Raw genomic sequence first — 20537 nt, 5'->3', positions numbered from 1 at the left:
CGTGACAAGCAGTAGCGGAACGGACACCGCAGTCCCCACCGAGAACGATCTCGCACGGTTCTCGCTGTTGATCGGCGGGGCCGATGTGGAATCGGAATCCGGCCGCACCTACGACAGCACCGACCCGTATTCGGCGTCGGCGTGGGCTCGAGTGTCCGACGGAACCGCCGCCGACATCGATCGCGCCGTGACCGCGGCGCGCGCCGCGCTGGAGGGCCCGTGGGGGCAACTGACGGCAACGGCGCGCGGCAAGCTGCTGTGGAAACTCGGCGACATCATCGCCCGCGAGGCAGACAATCTGGCCGAGCTCGAGGTTCGTGACGGCGGAAAGCTGTTGCGCGAGATGGCCGGTCAGATGAAGAGCCTGCCCGACTACTACTACTATTACGCGGGCATGGCCGACAAGCTCGAGGGCGCTGTCGTTCCCACCGACAAGCCCAACTACTTGGTCTACACCAAACACGAGCCCGTCGGTGTCGTGGGCGCCATCACGCCGTGGAACTCGCCGCTGCTGCTGCTCAGCTGGAAGCTGGCGGCCGGTCTCGCTGCCGGGTGCACGTTCGTGGTCAAGCCGAGCGACTACACGCCTGCCTCGACGGTAGCGTTCGCGAAACTGTTCGCCGAGGCCGGTTTTCCGCCCGGAGTCATCAACGTCGTCACCGGATGGGGACCGGAGACCGGTGCTGCGCTCGCCGGCCATCCCGGCGTGAACAAGATCGCCTTCACCGGGTCCACCGGCACGGGCATCAAGGTGGGGCAGGCAGCGCTCGAGAACATGACCCGCTTCACGCTCGAACTCGGCGGCAAGTCCGCCCAGGTGGTCTTCCCTGACGCCGATCTCGATGCCGCTTCCAACGGCGTGATTTCCGGGATCTTCGCGGCAACCGGGCAGACATGCCTGGCAGGGTCTCGGCTTCTGGTGCACGAATCCGTCGCCGAGGAGTTGGTCGCCAAGATCGTGGCTCGGGCGTCGACGATCGTTCTCGGCGACCCCAAGGACCCGAGGACCGAGATGGGCCCGGTGTCCAACGATCCGCAGTATCGAAAGGTGCTGTCGCACTTCGAGTCCGCGAAGGATCAGGGTGCCACGATCGCCTACGGCGGCCGGGCGTCGGAGGAGCTCGGCGGCTACTTCGTCGAACCGACCGTATTGACGGACGTCACCTCGGACATGCGGGCCGTGGTGGAAGAGATCTTCGGTCCCGTCCTGGTGGTCTCGACATTCACCGACGAGGAAGAAGCGATCGAGGCAGCCAACGGCACCGAGTTCGGTCTCGCCGGCTCGGTGTGGACCAAGGACGTCCACCGGGCCCACCGTGTGGCGGGGCGTCTTCGCGCCGGAACCATCTGGGTCAATGCCTATCGTGCGGTGTCACCCAGTGTGCCGTTCGGCGGCGTGGGATCGAGCGGAATCGGCAGAGAGAACGGTATCGACGCCGTGAAGGACTTCACCGAAACCAAGGCCATCTGGGTGGAACTGACCGGCGCTACGCGCGATCCGTTCACACTCGGTTGATTACAGACATCTTCGAAGGGTATTTGCTCATGACAAACAAGATCGACGCCGTCATCGTCGCCGGAGCGCGTACAGCGATCGGTACCGCGTTCAAAGGCACCCTGCGCGATACCAGCGCAATGGAACTCGCCGAAGTGGTGGTCGACGCCGTGCAGAAGCGATCAGGCCTCGACGTCTCCCAGGTGGACGACATCATCCTCGCCGAGTCCAACTACGGCGGCGGGGACATGGCGCGCCATGCCGCGGTGGTACTCGGGATGCTGCAGGTGCCCGGCCAAGCCATCAACCGGCACTGTGCCGGTGGCCTCACCGCGATCGGCAACGCCGCGGGTCAGGTCATCTCGGGTGCCGAGCGCGCCATCATCGCCGGTGGCGTGCAGTCCATTTCGACGAGTCCGATCCAGAAGTGGCGCACTCCGGGGACCGTCGACCAGTTCACCGAGAAGTGGATGCCGCCGACCCACCCGAACACGGCGGAAGCGCCCAACATGGACATGTCCATCACGGTCGGGTGGAACACGGCCAAGGAGGTCGACCTCACGCGAGAAGAGATGGACGCGTGGGCATTCCGCTCGCATCAGCGTGCCGTCGCAGCAATCGATGCCGGAACCTTCGATGCCGAAATCGTCCCCGTGCAGGCACTGCAGTCCGACGGCACCCGTAAGGAGTTCGCCGTCGACGAGCACCCCCGGCGTGACTCGAGCCTCGAGAAGCTTGCGAGCCTCAAGGTGCTGCATCCGGAGATCGAAGGTTTCTCGATCACCGCAGGCAACGCCAGCGGCATGAACGACGCGGCCGCCGCCGTCATGGTGGTCGGCAGCGACCTCGCCGCCGAGCAGGGTCTGCCCGTGCTCGCGACGGTCAAGGCCTGGGCCGCCACGGCGATCGACCCCGCACTCATGGGTCTGGCCGTCCTCGACGTCATTCCGAAGGTGCTCGACCGTGCCGGGATCACCGTGGCCGACGTCGGGCTGTGGGAGATCAACGAGGCATTCGCGTCGGTCCCCGTAGCGGCGTGCAAGAAGCTCGGAATCGACGATTCCATCGTCAACGTCTCCGGCAGCGGTTGCAGTCTCGGACATCCGGTTGCCGCCTCCGGTGCTCGCATGGTGATCAGTCTGATCAACGAATTGGGCCGTCGAGGTGGCGGATACGCGGTCGCAGCGATGTGTGCGGGTGGCGGTCAGGCCGGAGCCGTGGTTCTGGAAGTTCCCGACGCCACCAAGTGAGCGACTCGGCCGCCGAATGTGCAGTGGGAAGGTGAATCGATGACCGTGGATCCGGGCACTGTCGAAATCGAGGGAGCAGGGCTTTCTCTCCGTGGAGATCGGTGGGAGCCCACACCCGCCGTCGTCCCGGCCCGCGGCATCGTGATCCTTCTTCACGGCGGTGGTCAGACGCGGCACTCGTGGCGGCGCACCGGTGAACGTCTCGGCCGCGCGGGGTGGATCGCGTATGCGATCGATCTGCGCGGGCACGGCGAGAGCGACTGGGATTCGGACGGCGACTACGGCATGTCGGTCATGACCGAGGACGTGCGCAACATGATCCAGTTCGTGCGTGCACGCGACCCGGGCCTCGGTATCGCCGTGGTCGGTGCGTCTCTCGGCGGCAAGGTGGCGCTCATCGCGATGGGGGAGGACCCCGATTTGGCCCAGGCGCTGGTTCTCGTCGACATCGCCGTGCGGGTCGAGGTCACCGGCGGACGCCGAGTGCGCGACTTCATGCGCAGCGCCCCTGACGGATTTGCCTCGCTCGAGGAAGCCTCCGAGGTGATCTCGGCGTACAACCCGCACCGGCCGCGTCCGAAGAATCTGGACGGGCTCAAGAAGAATCTTCGCCTACTTGACGGCAGGTGGCATTGGCACTGGGATCCACGGGTCATGTTCCCCGGTGACGCCGAGACACATCCGGACACTCCTATCAGCTCGGTGATCTACGAGCGCTCGAAGATCGCTGCGCGCAACATATCTGCGCCGGTGCTGCTCGTCCGGGGCAAGGAATCTGACGTGGTGTCCGACGAGGGTGTCGCAGAGATGCGCGAGCTCATTCCTCACGCCGAGGTGGTCGACGTGCGAGAGGCAGGCCACATGGTGGCAGGCGACGACAACGACGTGTTCACCGCAAACTTGCTCGACTATCTTCAGCGATCCATCGAATCCCACTCCTAGAAAAGAGAATTCGCATGTCCTACGACCCCGAGGTGGCCAACCGCGTGCTGGCCGGCCTGCGTCCGTTCCCCGTTGCCATCACCACCGTCGACGGCGGATTCGCCAACGGGCTGATGTCGTTGTCGGCCGGTTCCGCCAGTATCATCCCCGAAGCGCCACGCGCGACTATCAGCCTGACGAAGTACAACAAGACGCATGACATGGTCGTCAACTCCGGCATCTTCGTCATGCACATGCTCAGCGCGGAGGCAGACCGACTCGACAAGTCGCTCGAGATCCTCATGACGCTCGGGGGAAGGTCGGGTCGCGACGGTGACAAGATCGGCACGCTGCGTACCAAGACCGGCGAGACCGGTGCGCCGATCCTGCTCGACGCGCACAGCTACGTCGAGGCCAGGGTGATCGGCACCCTCGACGTCGAGGAGAGCTCGATCTTCGTCGGCGACGTGGTCGCTTCGGAGATTCTGAACGGCGGGCAGCGCCTGCGTATCGGCGAGGCCTGGGGCAAGTTGCCTGCCGACTGGATCGCGCAGTACGACGCCAACCATCATCCGCAGCTCGAGAACGCACGCGCCCGTCGCTTCGGCGCGAAGGCGTAGGTACCGCGTCGATGACGACCATCGAACAGGCGTCGATCACCGGCACCTGGGAGCTTCCCGAAGAATTCGTCATGCTGCGGGACACCGTGCGCCGATTCATGAATACCGAGGTGCGCCCGGTCGAGGACACGCTGGGCCACGACATCGCAGGACTGCCGAGAGAACGCCTGCTCCCGCTGCAGGCCAAGGCCCGTGGCCTCGGGTTGTGGGCACTGCAGACTCCAGAGGAGTACGGCGGTGCCGGACTCAGTGTGCTCGGCCAGGTCGTCGTCGCCGAGGAGGCGGCGAAATGCCGTATGGGAGCGTTTTTTCCGGCTCTCGGTGCATTCGGCGGCAATCCGCCGAACATCATGTTCAAGGCATCGCCGGAGCAGTTCGCGAAGTTTGCCCAGCCGATCATCGACGGAACGATGACCAAGGCGTACACGTCCATCAGTGAAGCCTCTGGCGGTTCGGATCCGGCGCGGGCCATCAAACTCAAGGCCGTCCGCGAGGGCGACGACTACGTGCTGAACGGCAGCAAGATGTGGACGTCGCACGCCGAGAACGCCGACTGGGGCGTCGTGTACGCCCGTACCGGTGAAGGCAGGGGCGGCATCTCGTGCTTCATCGTCGAAAAGGGGACGCCGGGCCTGACGTTCAACCGCATCGGCGTCGTGGCCTCCTTCTCGCCGTACGAACTGCACTTCGACGACGTGCGCATCCCGGCGGCCAACCTCGTCGGCGACGAGGGTCGCGGGTTCTCGCTCGCCAGCGACTTTCTCGTGCACAGTCGAATCATTTATCCGGCAGGCCCGATCGGTATCGCTCAACAGGCCTTGGACATGGCGTGCCGCTGGGCGAAGGACCGCGACGTGTTCGGTGGGAAGCTGGCCGACAAGCAGGGAATCCAGTGGATGCTCGTCGAATCCGAAGTGGAACTGCGCGCAGCACGGCTGCTGATGTACCAGGCCGCATGGAACGCCGACCTCGGCAAGGACGTCAAGGTCGATGCGTCCATCGCCAAGATGTACGGGACCGAGAAGGCGTACGACGTCATCGACCGGTGCATCCAGATTCACGGCGCTCTCGGCCTGTCGGAGGAACTTCCGCTCGAGCGATGGTTCCGTGACCTACGAGTCAAGCGGCTCGGTGAAGGTGCCACCGAGGTTCAACGCGTCGTCGTCGCCCGAGAGTTGCTGAAATGAAGGGGTCTTCGAAATGACGGGGCCGATGAAATTCAATCTCATTTTCCCGATGCGTGCGGTGAAGCACTATCGGACGTGGATCGGCGACAGCAGCCTGGGTGAGGTCGCGAGGCTCGTCGAGGATGCCGGATTCGACGGGCTCGCGATGAGCGAGCACCCCTACCCGGACCGTGACTGGCTGTCCAACGGAGGTCATCACGCCTTCGACCCCTTCGTCTCGCTCAGCATGGCCGCCGAGGCGACGTCGCGTATCCGGTTGATCACGTACATCATGGTTGCCGGATATCGCAGTCCCTACCTGGGCGCGAAGGCCGCGGCGAGTCTCGATCTGCTCTCCGGTGGACGGTTGACCCTCGGCATGGGGGCCGGTTACCTGAAGACGGAGTTCCAGGCCTTGGGTGCCGATTTCTGTCGTCGCGGAAAGCTTCTCGACGAATCGATCGCCGCCATGCGTGCGACATGGTCGGGCGTGGAACACGACGGGCCGGAATTCGGCGTCAGCAATCATGTGTCGTTGCCGTTGCCCGTCACCGAGGGTGGTCCCCCCATCTGGATCGGTGGCAACAGCAAGGCTGCTCGCAGGCGCGTCACACAGCTCGCCGACGGCTGGATGCCGATCGGGCAGTCCGCAGAGATGGCGGCCATCACCAAGACGCCGCCCCTCGAGAGCATCGAGTCGCTCGCTCAGCAGATCGGTGAATTGAACAAGAACCGGGCAGACCTCGGTAAGAATGCAATCGACGTCTCGTTCGTACCGTTCGAGAAGGATCTGCTCACGAGCGGCAACGCGACAGATTTCTGCGCTGCGGTGGCACCCGAGCTCGACGCGTACAGCGAGGCCGGGGTGACCTGGATCAGTGTCGAACCGGCGAGCCGGAGTATCGACGACTTCCGTAAGGATGTGGAACTTTTGTCCGAGAAGCTGATTCGACGATGAGCGAAACGGTACCCGAAACCGGCTACGTGCCCCAGCCGTCGCCGCCCGAGTACGCAGAGCTCGTCGACGCCTTTCGTGAGATGCATGCGGCGCTGGCCGCGTCGGCCCCGACCCTCGATCTCGCCACATCGCTCACCGAGCAGTTCCGAACCGCAGCTGCGCACTTGACGGCGCAGCGAGCGGACGAGAAGCAACGCCTCGCGCGCAGGCCCGACCGGTCGGGACGCGGTGGTCATCCGTCGCTGATTCCCTACCGCGTCGACTCCTCCGACGACACGACGCTCACCGCGACAGTGACGTTCAGCGACGCGCACCTCGGCGGCAACGGTGCCGTGCACGGAGGGATCATTCCGTTGCTGTTCGACGACGTTCTCGGGATCTTCGTCAGTTCGGTCGCGCAACCCGGTTCGCGGACGGCGTTCCTGAAAGTGAACTACCGCAAGATCACGCCGATCGGCCGGCCTCTGACGGTGACGGTCTCCATCGACGGCATCGAGGGACGCAAGACCTGGATCACCGGACGCCTGCACGACGGAGACGAACTGCTCGCGGACGCCGAAGCACTGTTCCTACGGCTTCTGCCGGGGCAGCCATGACGACTACAGAGCAGGGGCATCGATGAAGATCGTCATCGTGGGAGCAGGCCTGGCGGGCATTCGTACTGCCGAACATTGCCGCCGCGCGGGTTTCGACGGCGAGCTCGTTCTCATCGGAGACGAGCCGCACCTGCCGTACGACCGCCCACCGCTGTCGAAAAAGGTACTGCGCGGTGACGCGTTGGATTCGACGCTCGAACCAGAGCAGTTCTTCGCCGACAATCGGATAGACCTCCGTCTCGGAACTTCCGTTTCCGGGCTCGATACCGAGACGAGAACGATCACCCTGCAGGACGGTTCGTCGATCGGCTACGACAACCTCGTCATCGCGACCGGGCTTCGGCCACGTCGGCTGCGCGGACTGGCGGATCTCGCAGGAGTCCACGTACTGCGGTCGATGGACGATTGTGTGGGCATTCGTGCCGAATTGAACGATGCCCGTGCGGCGCTCGTCGTCGGCGGCGGATTCATCGGGTGCGAGGTGGCCGCGAGCCTGCGCGATCTAGGGCACGACGTGACCCTCGTCGAACCGCAGAACACGGTGCTCGAATCCGTACTGGGCACTGTGATCGGCGGTCTGGTGCAGCGACTGCACACCGAGCGCGGTGTGAAAGTACTGACCGGAGTCGGCGTGGACTCGTGGATCGGCGGCGACCGAGTGCAGGGAGCAGTTCTGTCGGACGAATCATCGGTGACAGCGGACATCGTCGTCGTCGGCATCGGGTCCACACCCGCGACCGACTGGCTCCGCGGGTCGGGTCTGACCGTGTCCGACGGAATCGAGGCCGATGGCACCGGCCGCACGAGTAGCCCGCACGTCTGGGCAGTCGGCGACGTCGCATCCTGGGATCTGCCAGGCGTCTCACACCGTGCCGAGCACTGGAGCAACGTTCTCGATCAGGTGAAGCTGATGGTGCCCTCGCTGCTCGGCGCAGAGGTCGCCGCGGGAACGCCTGGTGTGCCGTACTTCTGGAGCGACCAGTACGACATGAAGATTCAAGCGCTCGGTACGCCGTCGGCACTCGATCGAGTAACCGTGGTGGAGGACGACGGGCGCAAGTTCCTCGCGTACTACGACCGAGGCGGCAGGTTGACCGCTGTAGTCGGTGCCGGGATGGGCGGCAAGGTCATGAAGATGCGCGCCGCGGTGGCGTCGGGAGCATCGATGGACGAATTGGGCGCGGTAGCCCGGTAGCGTCGAAACAAGAGAGGGGCCGGGCGACATCGCCCGGCCCCTCTTTTGATTCGTGTCAGTTGAGTTCTGCCAGAATCGATTCCGGAGTCACGAACTTGACACGCGGACGCTTGCGGGCCTTACCGGCCGCCCTCTCGGCCTTGTCGATCGTGGTCCACCCGGCAAAGTCCACCATGTTCGGCTGGCGCTGCGAGACGAGCTCGGCGATGGAATCCGGGCCTTCGCTCGGCGCGGGCAGCGCACCGGCGAGGTAGTCCTGCAACAGCAGGTCGACGGTGTCGGTCGCGCATTTCTTGTTGGTTCCGATGACCCCGGACGGACCGCGCTTGATCCACCCGGTGACGTACACGCCGGGAACGGTATCTCTGCTCGACTGATCCACCACTCTTCCGCCGACATTGGGGATGACGCCCCGCGCGGCGTCGAACGGCAGATCGGGTACTGCGACACCGTGGTACCCGACGGCGCGTAGGACGAGGCCGGTGGCGATGGACTCGGTGACGTCGGTCGCGACAGCCATGACGGCGCCGTCGCTCTCCTGCTCGAGGCGGTTACGGGTCACCGTCACCGATTCGACGCGATCTGCGCCGAGGATCTCAGTGGGGGATGCCAAGTAGCGCAACACCAGTCGCTTGCGGTGCCCTTCGGGGGACTGGCTCGCCACGTCCTGGGCGAACGCGACCTTGGATCGCATCGACGCTTCGGTGTCGTCCGCATCGAGGATGGACTGCGTGAGCTCGTCGGTCGAGACCTCGTCACCGTCGATGATCAGGTCAACGTCGGGGAGATGGCGAAGCGCGATCATCTCAGGATTGGTGTATCCCGCCTGGGCGACGCCGCGGCGGCCGAGCACCACGACCTCGCGAACCTTGCTGTCCCGCAATGCTTCCAGAGCATGGTCGGCGATGTCGGTTCGGTCGAGCTCGTCGGGGTCGGTGAGCAGGATTCGGGCGACGTCGAGGGCGACGTTGCCGTTGCCGACCACGACGACGCGCTCGGTCGACAGGTCGAACGTACGGTCTGCGTAATCGGGATGGCCGTTGTACCACGCGACGAACTCGGTTGCCGTGTGGCTGCCGGGCAGATCTTCGCCGCCGATACCGAGTTTGCGGTCCGAGGAAGCGCCGACGGCGTAGATCACTGCATGATGACGCTCGAGCAGTTCGTCGTGCGTGATGTGAGTGCCGATCTCGACACCGAGGTTGAGCGAGAACGTGGTTCGGCGTGCCAGCGTCTTGAAAACATCGGTGACCGCCTTGGTGCCCGGGTGATCAGGAGCCACACCGAATCTCACGAGCCCATAGGGCGTGAGCAGTCGGTCGAACATGGTTACGCTCGCGCCCTTGGTAGCTACGATCTCCAGCGCCGCGTAGAAAGCTGCGGGGCCCGATCCGACGATTGCCACGCGCATGCCGGTGAAATCGGCCTTGCGCCACACCGGCTTCACCGGGTCGAGCTCGCCGGTGACCATGGGATGCAAGTCGAAGTATTCGGAATTGAGATCCAGGTAGACCTCCTCGTCGTCTTCCAGGTCGTCCTCGGACTTGATGGCATCCACGGGGCACGCGTCCACACACGCGCCGCAGTCGATGCACGTCTGAGGGTCGATGTGCAGCATCTCGGTCCGCATGAACGGAGCCTCCTCCGGGGTCGGATGGATGCAGTCCACCGGGCACACATCGACACACGACGCGTCGTTGCAGCAGGGCTGCAAGATCACAAAGGTCATGAAGTCCTTGCCTTTCACACGCTATCTGACACTTATGTCTAATATCGGCCGAACCAGGGGTCGTTGTCAACCACCGCGCCACCGCCGGGCCAGGTCGAGAAAATCTAGAGCGCCTCGTGGAGGAATGCGCCCAGTGCTGCGGCTTCGCGGGCTCCCTGCACACGTCCGGCCTGGGCCGAGGGTGCACGCGAGGCGGGGTCGAGCGGATTGGGCCCGTAAGCCGACACCGAAGCGTCGTCGGCGAACACCGTGTACACCGACGAATCGGTCGCGGCGGCCGCCTCGTCCGCGACCGTGCCACCCAGGAGGAAGTTCCCTGGGTCGGCAGTCGGGGCCAACACCACCACGTGCCGGTGTGCGCGAGCGACCTGGATGTTGGTGGAACTTGCCACACCGCCGTCCATGAATCGCCTACCGTCCACGGAGACGACGGGCCAGACTCCCGGTACCGCGCAGCTCGCGGCGACGGCGTCGACCAGTCCGACGGAACCGCTACGGTCGAACACCGTGAGTTCACCGGACTCCGCGTCCAGCGCCGTGATCTTCAGTTGTCGTTCCGGCCACTCGTGCGCGGGCAGTCTGGCGGCGATCACGGCACGCCGAACCGAGGCGTCGACGGTCCTGGCGTCGATCGCCAGCGAGCCGATGGCCCGCACCCGGTCGATCATGGTGAGGTCGGGATTCTGGAGTGCTCGCACGAAAGTGGCCCCGAGTTCTTCCACGTCGATCTCGGGGTTCATCTCGTCGGTCGTCGTCGAGAGTTGGCGCTCGAACAGTTCGTCCAACGAAAGCCCGCTGGTGATCTGTGCTGCCACCGTGGATCCGGCCGACGTTCCTACGATCAGGTCGGACCCGAGCAGGGCACGCGCCAGATCGGGCGAGTTGTCCTGGACGCCCAGTAGAAATCCGAGTTCCCAGGCGATCCCGGCTACACCGCCGCCTCCCAGAACCAGCGCCTGTTCGGCCATTACGCACTCCTCCTCGTGGAGATGTTCACGGGACCAGAACGGCGAAGCGCCAGTCCAGTACTGCAGTCGGCTCGGCACCTGTGTGCGAATGCACGATCGAGCGCAGGTGCAGCACGCGGCCGCCGTCAGTCGGAGCGATGCGCTCGACCGTCAACTCGCTGGTGAGCGTGTCACCCTCGTGAACCGGTCCGGTGTGATCGCAGGACTCCCAACCGAGCACCGTGACGATGTCCGGCAGCGCCCGGGTGGCCTGCGCGAATGCGAGTCCGATCGTGTGGCCGCCGTATACGAGGCGTCCGTTGCCCCCCACCCGCTCGTCGTGATGGGTGGCCGCGATGTTCAGGCTCAACCGTGCCAGTTCCGGCGCGCTGGAGACGACGTCGCCGCTGCTGACGAACACGTCCCCTGCCTCGACCGGCTGAGATGGGCGGTCCCGGAGGTCCGTCAGATCCCATCCGGTCGGCACGGCGTAGGGCTGTGATTCGACTGGGCCGATCGTCGTGAGATCGTCGGTGTGGACGGTTCTGTTCGGATCCGGACCGTCACCGAGCGGCAGCATCGCGCAGCGGTAGAAGTCGAGGACGGTTCGGCCGTCCTGATCGGTCGTCAACATGCGCAGCGCTGCGAGACCTGTCGGGTGCCGACCGGGTTTCGCCGAGTTCTCCCGCAGTCCGACCACTTCGGTGCGGGTGTGCAGGGTGTCGCCGATGTGGGGGTACCGCAGGAACCGCAGGCCTCGGTAGAACAGGTTGGCCTTGACGTGGTGGGTCACGACGGTCGACTGACCGATCGCGAGATCGCACACCAGGCCCGGATTGGCAAGAGCTGCAGCGTGTCCGGTCACGGCGATGGACAGTGGCGTGCTCAGTGGAAGCCGAAGCCGGTCGCCGATGATGGACTGGCGAACCGCGGACAGCCCCTCCGTGACGGTGATGTCGGGAGCCGCGTCGAACACCTGGCCCACGGTCAGTTCGTCGAAGTAGGGTCCGCCGACCCGGCGATCCGTCATGCCGAGACTCCGATCCTGTCGAGAACGCGACGGGCCGCGACCGCGACCGCCTCGTCGAGCATGCGGCCGTCGAGTTGGGCCGCTCCGTTGCCGAGTGTCTCTGCCTCGGCCAGTGCCGCGAGTACGCGTCGTGCGTCGGCCACGTCGGCGTCGGTCGGGGTGAATTCTGCTGTCGCGAAGTCCAATTGCGACGGATGGATGACCCACTTGCCGTCGAACCCCTGCTCGCGTGCCCACCGCGCGCTGTGCTGGAATTCTTCGTCCGGGCGGGTTCCGAGGTGCGGCCCGTCGATCACCGCCCGGCCGGTGGACCTCGCGGCCACCAGGATGCGATCCTGGATTGCGATCCACCGCTGTGGCGGTGATCCCGGTGCGCGTCCGAGGGCAGCGCCGAGGTCGGCGTACCCGATGATCACCGTGGCCAGGCGATCCGTCGCGGCGCAGATCTCATCGATATTCCCGACGCCGCGCGGAGTCTCGATGAGCGCCTGAAGCGTCACCGATGGATCGCGCAGCGACTCCGCTACGTGCACGAGTTCCGCCGCGCCGTTCACCTTGGGAACAACGATGCTCCCGATGGCGTCGCCACACTCGGCAAGCGCGCGGAGGTCCTCGGCCGCCCATTCGGTGTCCACTGCGTTGATCCGAACCGCCACAGCGGTTTCCGGCCGCAGTGTCGACGCGGCGAGAATCGCCGCGACAGCGGTCCGAGCCTCGACCTTACGGGTGGGAGCGACGGCGTCCTCCAGGTCGATGACCACCTCGTCGGCACCCGACGCGAGCGCCTTGCGGATCATCTTCTCGTTGGATCCCGGAACGACGAGAACGCCCCGCCTGCGGTGGGTCGACGGAGACTGGGTCGGCGCATGCTGGGTCGTTGGGGCCGGGGGAGGAGCGGTCACTGGATGGGAGGTCCTCTCGGTGCGGTGCGACGGCGGCTCGAATGTACGGCCAACCCGTTCAGGTGATGCAACAGTGTCAGATGATCGGAATGCGCTGCTCTACTGGGTCGATGCTGGCAGCGCTCTCTGGCAGTGTCAACCCTGGTCTTGACAATTGGGCGGCTGACAACAAATATGGCCGTACAAATATATATACCGTCAGAAACTGGAAGTGTGGCCCTATGAGCAGCTCGCTGAACGACGAAGAGTCATTCCTGGTCCAGACCGTCAGGAAGTTCGTCGACCGTGACGTCAAGCCGACCGTGCAGGAGGTGGAGCACGCGAACGAGTACCCGGAGAAGTGGATCGAGCAGATGAAGCAGATCGGCATCTACGGCCTCGCGGTACCCGAGGAATACGGTGGATCGCCGGTCTCCATGCCGTGCTACGTCCAAGTGACCGAGGAGCTGGCCCGTGGGTGGATGAGTCTCGCAGGCGCAATGGGCGGACATACCGTTGTCGCCAAGCTGATCACGCTGTTCGGTACCGAGGAACAGAAGCAGAACTACCTGCCGCGCATGGCGACGGGTGAACTGCGCGCAACAATGGCTCTCACCGAGCCCTCCGGTGGATCCGACCTGCAGGCGCTGACCACGAGTGCCAAACGTGACGGAGATGATCTCGTCATCAACGGTGCCAAGACGTGGATCAGCAATGCCCGCCGCTCGGGAGTCATTGCGCTGCTGTGCAAGACCGATCCCAAGGCCACGCCTCGCCACGCCGGTATCTCGATCGTTCTCGTCGAACACGGGCCGGGACTGGTCGTCTCGCGCGATCTTCCCAAACTGGGGTACAAGGGTGTCGAAAGCTGCGAGATCTCCTTCGACGACTACCGGATCTCGGCGTCGGCGATCCTGGGCGACGTTCCGGGCAAGGGCTTCTCGCAGATGATGAAGGGCCTCGAAACCGGACGCATGCAAGTTGCTGCTCGCGCCCTCGGTGTCGCAACCGCGGCACTCGAGGATTCGCTGGCCTACTCGCAGCAGCGGGAGAGTTTCGGAAAGCCGATCTGGAAGCACCAGTCCATCGGAAACTACCTCGCGAACATGGCGACCAAACTGACGGCTGCCCGCCAGCTCACGCGCTATGCCGCGGACAAGTTCGACAGCGGTGAGCGGTGCGACATGGAAGCCGGCATGGCCAAGTTGTACGCGTCGGAGATCGCTATGGAGATCGCACTCGACGCCGTCCGCATTCACGGCGGTTACGGCTACTCCACGGAATACGACGTCGAGCGGTACTTCCGTGATGCGCCCCTGATGATCGTCGGCGAGGGTACCAACGAGATCCAGCGCAACGTCATTGCGGCACAGTTGGTCGGACGCGGCGGACTCTGAGTTCGATCGGCGGTCGAGGCGCGAGATGAACGGGGCACAGCGGGAACCCGCGGGACCTGCGTACCAGGTGGTGTCGAGCGAGCTACGCGCCGACATCGTCGCGGGCAAGTACAGCGGAGGGGTGCGTCTGCCCACCGAAGCCGATCTGTCCGACCGCTACTCGGTGAGCAGGCAGACCGTGCGGCGAGCGTTCCTCGATCTGGTTGCGGAGGGCATCGTCTACCGAGTGGCCGGACGCGGTACCTTCGTCAACGAAAGCGGCGGCAGGTATCTACGGCAGCTCGGTTCGATCGAAGACCTCATGAATCTCTCGTCGGACACCACGGTGGACGTGGTTTCGGGGTTGGCGCGGCGTACGGACATCGATTCCGCGAGTCGGTTGCGGCAGACTACTGACGCGGTGCACACCGTCGTGTTTCGCCGGCTGCACGAAGGAATACCGTTCGTGCTCACCACCGTTCACCTGCCCGAGGACATCGGGCGTCATCTGCTCGGTGCACCCGAGCTCGCAACAGGTGCCGTGGGAACGCACACGGTCATCGCTCTGCTCGAACGCCATCTGAGCAGCCCCATCGAAGAGGCGGCTCAATCGATCACGGCTCAGCCGGCCACCGACGAGGTCGCCGCGCTCCTTGGCTGTGCAGCGGGGCACCCGATGTTGCGGGTCGATCGGCTCTACTCCGATGGCGAAGGTCGCCCGGTGGAACTGGCCGTCAGCTACTTTCTCCCCGAGCACTACACGTACCGTGTGACTCTGCGGCGTCAACGATCGAGGTTGCCGCCGTGACCTACGAAACGAGGTACGCACCGTGATGCCCGGTGCCGTGTCGATTCACGACCTGGCCGTGGGCGCTGTGGCCCCGGTGGCACCCGACGATGTCTTGACGTTGGTGGACGTCGACAGCGATCCGGAGTCGGTGGAATCTGCGACCGCGCATGCGCGTCGATCGCACCGGATACTGATCGGAATCGGCACTCCCACGAGCGAGAACTCGACTCTGGTCGATGCGTTGACGTTCACGCTGACCGAGAGCGGCGACGATCGGCGGACGGTGAAGGTCGAGCGGATCGGCGACGCCGTCCAGCAGCTCTGCGAAGCTCTCGAGAAGAATCCGATCGCCGGCGCGACGGTGACGGGATTGCTCAGGACGGCCGAATTCCTCGGTGTGCACAACGCGCTCATCGCCGAGTCCATGGCCTACTCCACGCTGCAGGGTGGACCGGAGTACGCACGGTGGCTGTCCGCGAGCAACTTTCGGCCGAAATTCGAGACCGGTGATCCGGTGGTCATCGATCGAGTCGACGACCGACTGATCATCGAGCTCGACCGGCCCGAACGGCACAACGCGCTCGATGCCGGGATGCGCGACGCGTTGGTGGAGGCGTTGTCCGTCGCCCAACTCGATGATTCGGTGACCTCGGTATCACTGCTCGGTCGGGGTCGATCCTTTTGCAGCGGCGGCGATCTCACCGAGTTCGGTACCTCGTCCGATCCCGCGTCGGCGCACCTGATTCGGACTCAGCACCGGCCCGGTGAGCAGATCCACGAACTCTCGATACGGCTGGGACGGAACTTCGAAGCGCGAGTCCACGGTGCGGTGATGGGCGGCGGGCTCGAGCTCGCGGCGTTCGCGGGCCACATCGTCGCCGATCCTGATTCGGCGTTCCTTCTCCCGGAAATGTCGATGGGACTGCTACCGGGCGCGGGCGGCACGGTGAGCGTGTCCCGGCGAATCGGACGGTGGCGGACCGCGTGGGTAGTGGTGTCGGGGATGACGTTCGGTGCAGCTCAGGCGTTGGAGTGGGGACTCGTGGACGAGGTGCGACCGGTCGGAGCCTGATCAGGGCAGAGTCAGGCGTACGGCGTCCGCACTGGGATTGCGCAGCACCTCGATGAGGGGTGTGTGCAGAAGTACAAGATCCGCAGGCCCGCCTACGCGAACGGTGCGGGCAGGACCGCCAGGGTGGTGCACAGGCGTCAGATAGCGCTCGAAAGCTTGCTCTGCAGACAGAGTTTCGCCTGGACCCACGACCGCGCCGGAAACCGTGCTTCGGTACATCGCCGAACGCATATCGGCCCAGGGATCGAGTGGACCGTACGGAGCATCGCTCGACAACGCAAGCGGCACGGCTGCATCGACCAGCGACCGACAGCGGTAGAGATCGCCGACGTCACGCGGATCGACGTCACGCAGATAATCGTCACCTCGATCGGCCAGAAACCCTGGCTGTGTCACCACGGTGAGTCCGTGGCGTCGAACCTCGGCGATGGAATCGGCCGGTATCAACGCCCCGTGTTCCACCCGGTCACCGGTAAGCGCACCGACCTGGTCGAGCGCGGCGAGCAGTATCACAAAGTTTTCACGGGAAACGCAGTGTGCGGCAAAGGGTCTGCCCACCCGATGCAGTTGGTCGATCAGGTGAGCCAGCTCGTCGAGGTTCGGCGGGTCGGAATCGGCGAGCACGATCTTGTACGGACCGACCGTCACGCGTTCGGATGTCGGTCCGTCGCGTGGGCTACCGAGCAGGTGCACTCGCTGCGGCAGTGCACCGGTGTCGACGGCGTCGAGGATCGCGCGCTGGGAGGACGGTGCCAGATCCGGTGTTGCGTCCGTGACGGCGGTGATGCCGTACCCGAGCAGGAGGCGTCCGACGTCGGTGAGATCCGGAGGACCGTTGTCGGGCAGGCGTTCTCGAAGCCAGTCGTCCGCCCGCCACAACCGACCCGTAGGCGTGCCGTCCGGGGAACGATCGATGCCGGGATGATCGGCCGACGACAGCCCGACGGCCTCTGCAGCACGAGAATTGAGCATCCACATCGCTCCGCTGCGGTGCTGGATGCGAACCGGCCGCGCACCGTGTATCCGGTCGAGACCGCGCGAATCGAGTTCACCGGCCACGGTTTCGATGTATCCGACTCCGCGCAGCCATCCATCGGCGTCGGAGTCCGCCCGTCCCAGCGCGACACCGAGATCGGACTCGGAATGGACCGAGGGCGGGCCGCAGCAGATCGACGCCGCCTGCGCGGCCATCGCATGCAGATGCAGGTGATGATCCGTCAACCCGGGGACGAGTGCCCCACCCCGGGCGTCGATCACCTCAACGCCTGCCCTGTTCAGATCGTGTCCGATCTCGGCGATCGTCCCGCCCTGGATCATCACATCGGCCTCGACACCCGTGCCAAGGTCCGCACGCCGAATCAGCAGTGTGCTCATGGTAATTCGATTCCGAGACCACGCAGGACGAGTTCGGTGTCCGCGCCGGAGGCCGGAGCATCGCCGATTGTTGTGCGTCGACGCGGCTGCGCGGGAGCCTCGGACGGTGTGCAGGCACGGGACGGAGAGCCGTCGAGCGTCGACGCGACCACCGCCGACATCGACAGATCCCACAGGTATCCGCCTCCTGTCGGTGATACCGACGACGCCATCGCAGCAGCCGTGAGACCGGCCAGTGGATCGGCCAATGCGTCGCCCACGAACAATGGTGTGCCGCCGCAATCGGAGGCGACGAGTCCGCTGGACGCGGCGATGTCGTCACCGAAACCGACTCGGTCGGAATCGCGTCCATGTGCTGTGATGGAGATCCACGTCGTTCCGCCCGCGGCCGACGCCTCGGCGTCCAATCCGAAGCTTGCCAGAGCGCGCGGACGAGAGGCCTCGATGACGACGTCGGCGGCGTCGACGAGACGTTCCAGCGCCTGTCTCCCCGCGGATGTCGATGGGTCGAGAACGACGGATCGGTGGCCGGCGTGCAGCAGTCGATAGAACTGTCGATCTCCCGATCGAGCGCCGTCGGGTCGAGTGGGCGTTTCCACTTTGACGACGCGGGCACCGGCAAGACCCAGCAGGTGCGCGCACAGCGGTCCGGCCCACAGCGCACTGAAATCGACGACGAGCATGCCCTCGACGGACCGGGGGACCAACGGCGTCGGCAGGGGGTCCGGTAGCGACGCGTGCGCGGCCTCGGCGTCCACAGCTCCGCCGGCGATACCGAGAAGCGTGGCACGCTCGGTGAATTCCGCGCCGGAATGTTCACCCACCCAGGCGGTCAGGCTCGGCCAGATATCGCCTGAGACGTCCGCGGAGATCAACGCAGCCAGGAGGGAAGCGTCGTCCTCACGGGCACAGGACACCGCGACCCAGCCGTCGACGCTGCGGAGTAATCTGCACGCACCACCGACGGAGATGGACCCCTGGCGCTTTCCGGACGTGAATGCGGCGCGTTCGCCGAGTAGTTCCGGGCCGTCCAGCGCTACATGGTGACGCGTGTGGGCCGTGGCATCGGAAAGGTATTCGGTAAGCGTGCGTGCATAGGTCGCAGCCGAACCCGGCGGTACGAGCGGACGACCGTCACGGCGCCCAGTCAGCTGTACTACGCCACTGGCGAGCCAGTCGGATGATCGAGAACGTGAACCGTTCACCTTTTCCTCTATGCGCGGTATCGCAGATGTCTTGTCTCTGCCGAATCTAGCAGTGCGCTCCGGCTCGATTGCATCGACGCGAATTCAGCTGTAGAGAGGCCTCGGGTGTGCGGTCGTTCGTTGTTGCGAGGGGCTTCTCGTCGACGAAGACGCCGATCTGACGGAAGTAGTTGTTGGATGCGGTCGCGGTACCGACTTCGGTGATCGGGAAAGAATTCTGCACTACGAGTACGAGGATCTGCATGCTCATGCCGAGTCCGACACCCATCACAGCCAGGTAGGCGCAGATGATCCATACCGGCATGCCCGCTGTCATGGTCGATAACAGGAACAGTGAGACGAAGACGATGTCCGAGCCCAGGATGGTAGGTATTTGTATCATCCGGTCTTGCTCACGAGTTGCCCTGAGACGATCGAGGTCACCAGGAGGCGGGCTTGGGTTGCCCCTGCGCCGGTGACCATCTGAAGGTAGGTGGGCAGATGGCCAGTGCGCCGAACCTGGAGACTCCGATGATGAGTCCGGCGATGATGGTGAAGTTGAAGTTGTGGTCTTCGAAAAGGTGTAGCGGCATGATCGGTTCCGCGGCTGATGTTTCTACACGGACAAGACCGAGGGCCGCGGCGACGGTTGCGATGATCAGGGCGATGTTCGTGGGGGTTCCAGGTGTATGTTGTTCCGCCCCATGTGGTTAGCACGATAATATCGGTCGAGGCGAGCGCGAGCAGTACCATTCCCGTGACGTCGAGTTTCGGCTTGTCGTGGTCGATCTTGGGTAGTCGTAAGAAGAACACTGCCGACGTGATTGCGAGGACCCCAGTGGGATGTTCATCCAGAACGCCCATCGCCATCCGATCCCCTCGGTGAAGAATCCGCCGAGTAGGGGACCTGCGACCGAAGAGAGGGCGAAGACTCCGCCCGTGATGCCCCGTGTACTTGCCGCGCTGGCGGGCGGGCAAGACGTCGGCGATGATCGCCTGCGCGAGGATCATCAGGCCACCGCCGCCGAGTCCCTGAATTGTCCGTCCGGTGATGAGCCATGGCATGACGAGCAGATCTCCTTCTCTTCAACTCACCCGTCGTGCTTCATCCCCGCCGACGTCCAACAGTTGGGCGAACCTGATCCTGCACGCAGACTCGGACGCAGGTTCCACCCCCGAGCATCACGTGGTTTTACTCCGCAGCAGCGTTGACACCTCGTCGCACATCCAGGTCACCAGAGCGGATCGAACCGCCCTGCTCTCGTCGGCGTCCATCGTGCGTGGGTCTGGCCCGAAGATGCCCCAGAGAGGGTGAGTCCGGTTGTGCCGTTGATTTCCCATCGAGTCGCCGTCTCGGTCTATCGCGGGGCGTTCCGCGATGGACGGCAGGCGCTCCAGATGCACCAGATCCGGCCGCAACGCAAACAGCAAACTGGTCTCGAACAGTCCGGCGTGATCCGGCGGCACCGGTGAGCTCGAGCATCGATTGACGGCGGTCGCGAGGACCGACAGCGAATGCTCGGCATCGGCATTCCACACCAGCGCAATGTCGTCGATCATCGCGAGTTGTTCGTCGGCGAAGTGTCCGGTGAACACGACAGCCACACGCACGCCGAATGATTCCAGTTTGACGAGTGTCTGCTCGAGGTGAGACCGGATCGAATCCGGGGAGTTCATCATGACCGTCCACGGATAGTTCGAGTGTCCGCCGCCGGTGCCCTGGTACACCGGCGGAAGGACGATGCCACCCACCTTGTACGCCGCACCGACACATACCCCGTGCGCGGTCAGCGCGTCGAGGCCGATCGGTAGGTGAGCGCTGTGGAACTCGAGGGTGCCCAGCGGCAGATACGCCACCGGTACCGCCTCTACAGCCGCGTCCAGTTCGGCCGGTGACATCAGTTCTGCCTGCACGGTGGCGACTGTGTCGGTCGAAGTCATTGCAGCACTCGC

General features: G+C 64.7%; 20 protein-coding genes. 11 read left to right on the top strand and 9 right to left on the bottom strand.

Annotation, left to right across the window (positions count from 1 at the left end; genetic code table 11):
- Window position 1 precedes the first annotated feature (1 nt).
- The 8 genes from AB0362_RS04065 to AB0362_RS04030 are packed head-to-tail and all read left to right on the top strand — an operon-like array spanning window position 2 to window position 8201.
- Window positions 2-1516, top strand: a complete 1515-nt coding sequence (locus AB0362_RS04065; RefSeq protein ID WP_366234876.1) for an aldehyde dehydrogenase — start codon at window positions 2-4, stop codon at window positions 1514-1516.
- Between the two features lie 23 nt (window positions 1517-1539).
- Window positions 1540-2745 (top strand): thiolase family protein, encoded by a 1206-nt coding sequence (locus AB0362_RS04060; RefSeq protein ID WP_366234874.1) that lies wholly within the window; start codon window positions 1540-1542, stop codon window positions 2743-2745.
- A gap of 39 nt (window positions 2746-2784) precedes the next feature.
- Window positions 2785-3687, top strand: a complete 903-nt coding sequence (locus tag AB0362_RS04055; protein ID WP_366234873.1) for an alpha/beta hydrolase — start codon at window positions 2785-2787, stop codon at window positions 3685-3687.
- A gap of 14 nt (window positions 3688-3701) precedes the next feature.
- Entirely contained in the window at window positions 3702-4286 is a 585-nt protein-coding gene (locus AB0362_RS04050; protein ID WP_366234871.1) for a flavin reductase family protein, read from the top strand.
- 11 nt (window positions 4287-4297) lie between these two features.
- Complete coding sequence (locus tag AB0362_RS04045; RefSeq protein WP_366234870.1) at window positions 4298-5473, top strand: acyl-CoA dehydrogenase family protein; 1176 nt, start codon at window positions 4298-4300, stop codon at window positions 5471-5473.
- 25 nt (window positions 5474-5498) lie between these two features.
- Window positions 5499-6410 carry an LLM class F420-dependent oxidoreductase gene (locus AB0362_RS04040; RefSeq protein ID WP_366234869.1) on the top strand — a complete coding sequence of 304 codons (912 nt, stop codon included), beginning with the start codon at window positions 5499-5501 and terminating at the stop codon, window positions 6408-6410.
- Window positions 6407-7006, top strand: coding sequence for a PaaI family thioesterase (locus AB0362_RS04035; RefSeq protein WP_366234868.1), 600 nt, complete (start codon window positions 6407-6409; stop codon window positions 7004-7006). The genes AB0362_RS04040 and AB0362_RS04035 overlap by 4 nt, the downstream gene beginning before the upstream one ends.
- A gap of 22 nt (window positions 7007-7028) precedes the next feature.
- Entirely contained in the window at window positions 7029-8201 is a 1173-nt protein-coding gene (locus AB0362_RS04030; protein WP_366234867.1) for an FAD-dependent oxidoreductase, read from the top strand.
- A 55-nt stretch (window positions 8202-8256) separates the two neighbouring features.
- Here the strand turns inward: AB0362_RS04030 and AB0362_RS04025 are convergent, their stop codons facing one another.
- From AB0362_RS04025 to AB0362_RS04010, 4 genes are all read right to left on the bottom strand, one after another.
- Window positions 8257-9930, bottom strand: a complete 1674-nt coding sequence (locus AB0362_RS04025; protein WP_366234866.1) for an FAD-dependent oxidoreductase — start codon at window positions 9928-9930, stop codon at window positions 8257-8259.
- 104 nt (window positions 9931-10034) lie between these two features.
- Window positions 10035-10898, bottom strand: coding sequence for a patatin-like phospholipase family protein (locus tag AB0362_RS04020; protein ID WP_366234865.1), 864 nt, complete (start codon window positions 10896-10898; stop codon window positions 10035-10037).
- A gap of 25 nt (window positions 10899-10923) precedes the next feature.
- Complete coding sequence (locus AB0362_RS04015) at window positions 10924-11907, bottom strand: MaoC family dehydratase (protein ID WP_366234864.1); 984 nt, start codon at window positions 11905-11907, stop codon at window positions 10924-10926.
- The gene (locus tag AB0362_RS04010) at window positions 11904-12809 is read right to left on the bottom strand and encodes a CoA ester lyase (protein ID WP_366234862.1); all 906 of its coding nucleotides are present in this window, start codon (window positions 12807-12809) and stop codon (window positions 11904-11906) included. Before AB0362_RS04010 ends, AB0362_RS04015 begins: the two co-directional genes overlap by 4 nt.
- A 221-nt stretch (window positions 12810-13030) precedes the next feature.
- On the opposite strand from AB0362_RS04010, the gene AB0362_RS04005 reads away from it, so the two are divergent.
- From AB0362_RS04005 to AB0362_RS03995, 3 genes are read left to right on the top strand one after another with little or no spacing between them, the layout of a single operon-like run.
- Window positions 13031-14185, top strand: coding sequence for an acyl-CoA dehydrogenase family protein (locus AB0362_RS04005; RefSeq protein WP_366234861.1), 1155 nt, complete (start codon window positions 13031-13033; stop codon window positions 14183-14185).
- Between the two features lie 25 nt (window positions 14186-14210).
- The gene (locus AB0362_RS04000; RefSeq protein WP_366234860.1) at window positions 14211-14972 is read left to right on the top strand and encodes a GntR family transcriptional regulator; all 762 of its coding nucleotides are present in this window, start codon (window positions 14211-14213) and stop codon (window positions 14970-14972) included.
- A gap of 25 nt (window positions 14973-14997) precedes the next feature.
- Complete coding sequence (locus tag AB0362_RS03995) at window positions 14998-16026, top strand: enoyl-CoA hydratase/isomerase family protein (protein ID WP_366234859.1); 1029 nt, start codon at window positions 14998-15000, stop codon at window positions 16024-16026.
- On the opposite strand, the gene AB0362_RS03990 is transcribed toward AB0362_RS03995, so the two are convergent.
- The 5 genes from AB0362_RS03990 to AB0362_RS03970 form a co-directional block, all read right to left on the bottom strand.
- Window positions 16027-17400 (bottom strand): amidohydrolase family protein, encoded by a 1374-nt coding sequence (locus AB0362_RS03990; protein ID WP_366234858.1) that lies wholly within the window; start codon window positions 17398-17400, stop codon window positions 16027-16029. It lies immediately after the preceding gene.
- Window positions 17397-18605 (bottom strand): CoA transferase, encoded by a 1209-nt coding sequence (locus AB0362_RS03985; RefSeq protein WP_366234857.1) that lies wholly within the window; start codon window positions 18603-18605, stop codon window positions 17397-17399. Before AB0362_RS03985 ends, AB0362_RS03990 begins: the two co-directional genes overlap by 4 nt.
- 46 nt (window positions 18606-18651) lie before the next feature.
- Window positions 18652-18987, bottom strand: coding sequence for a hypothetical protein (locus AB0362_RS03980; RefSeq protein ID WP_366234856.1), 336 nt, complete (start codon window positions 18985-18987; stop codon window positions 18652-18654).
- Between the two features lie 37 nt (window positions 18988-19024).
- A complete protein-coding gene (locus AB0362_RS03975) occupies window positions 19025-19177 on the bottom strand; it encodes a hypothetical protein (protein WP_366234855.1) in 153 nt (50 codons plus the stop codon).
- Window positions 19178-19766: 589 nt separating this feature from the next.
- Window positions 19767-20525: a creatininase family protein gene (locus tag AB0362_RS03970; protein ID WP_366234854.1), complete on the bottom strand. Its 759-nt coding sequence runs from the start codon at window positions 20523-20525 to the stop codon at window positions 19767-19769.
- Window positions 20526-20537 lie beyond the last annotated feature (12 nt).

The organism is Rhodococcus sp. NPDC079359, assembly GCF_040702585.1.
Lineage (GTDB): Bacteria > Actinomycetota > Actinomycetes > Mycobacteriales > Mycobacteriaceae > Rhodococcoides.
The sequence above is the reverse complement of the archived record's forward strand: the minus strand, read 5'-3'. Positions and strand labels throughout refer to the sequence as shown.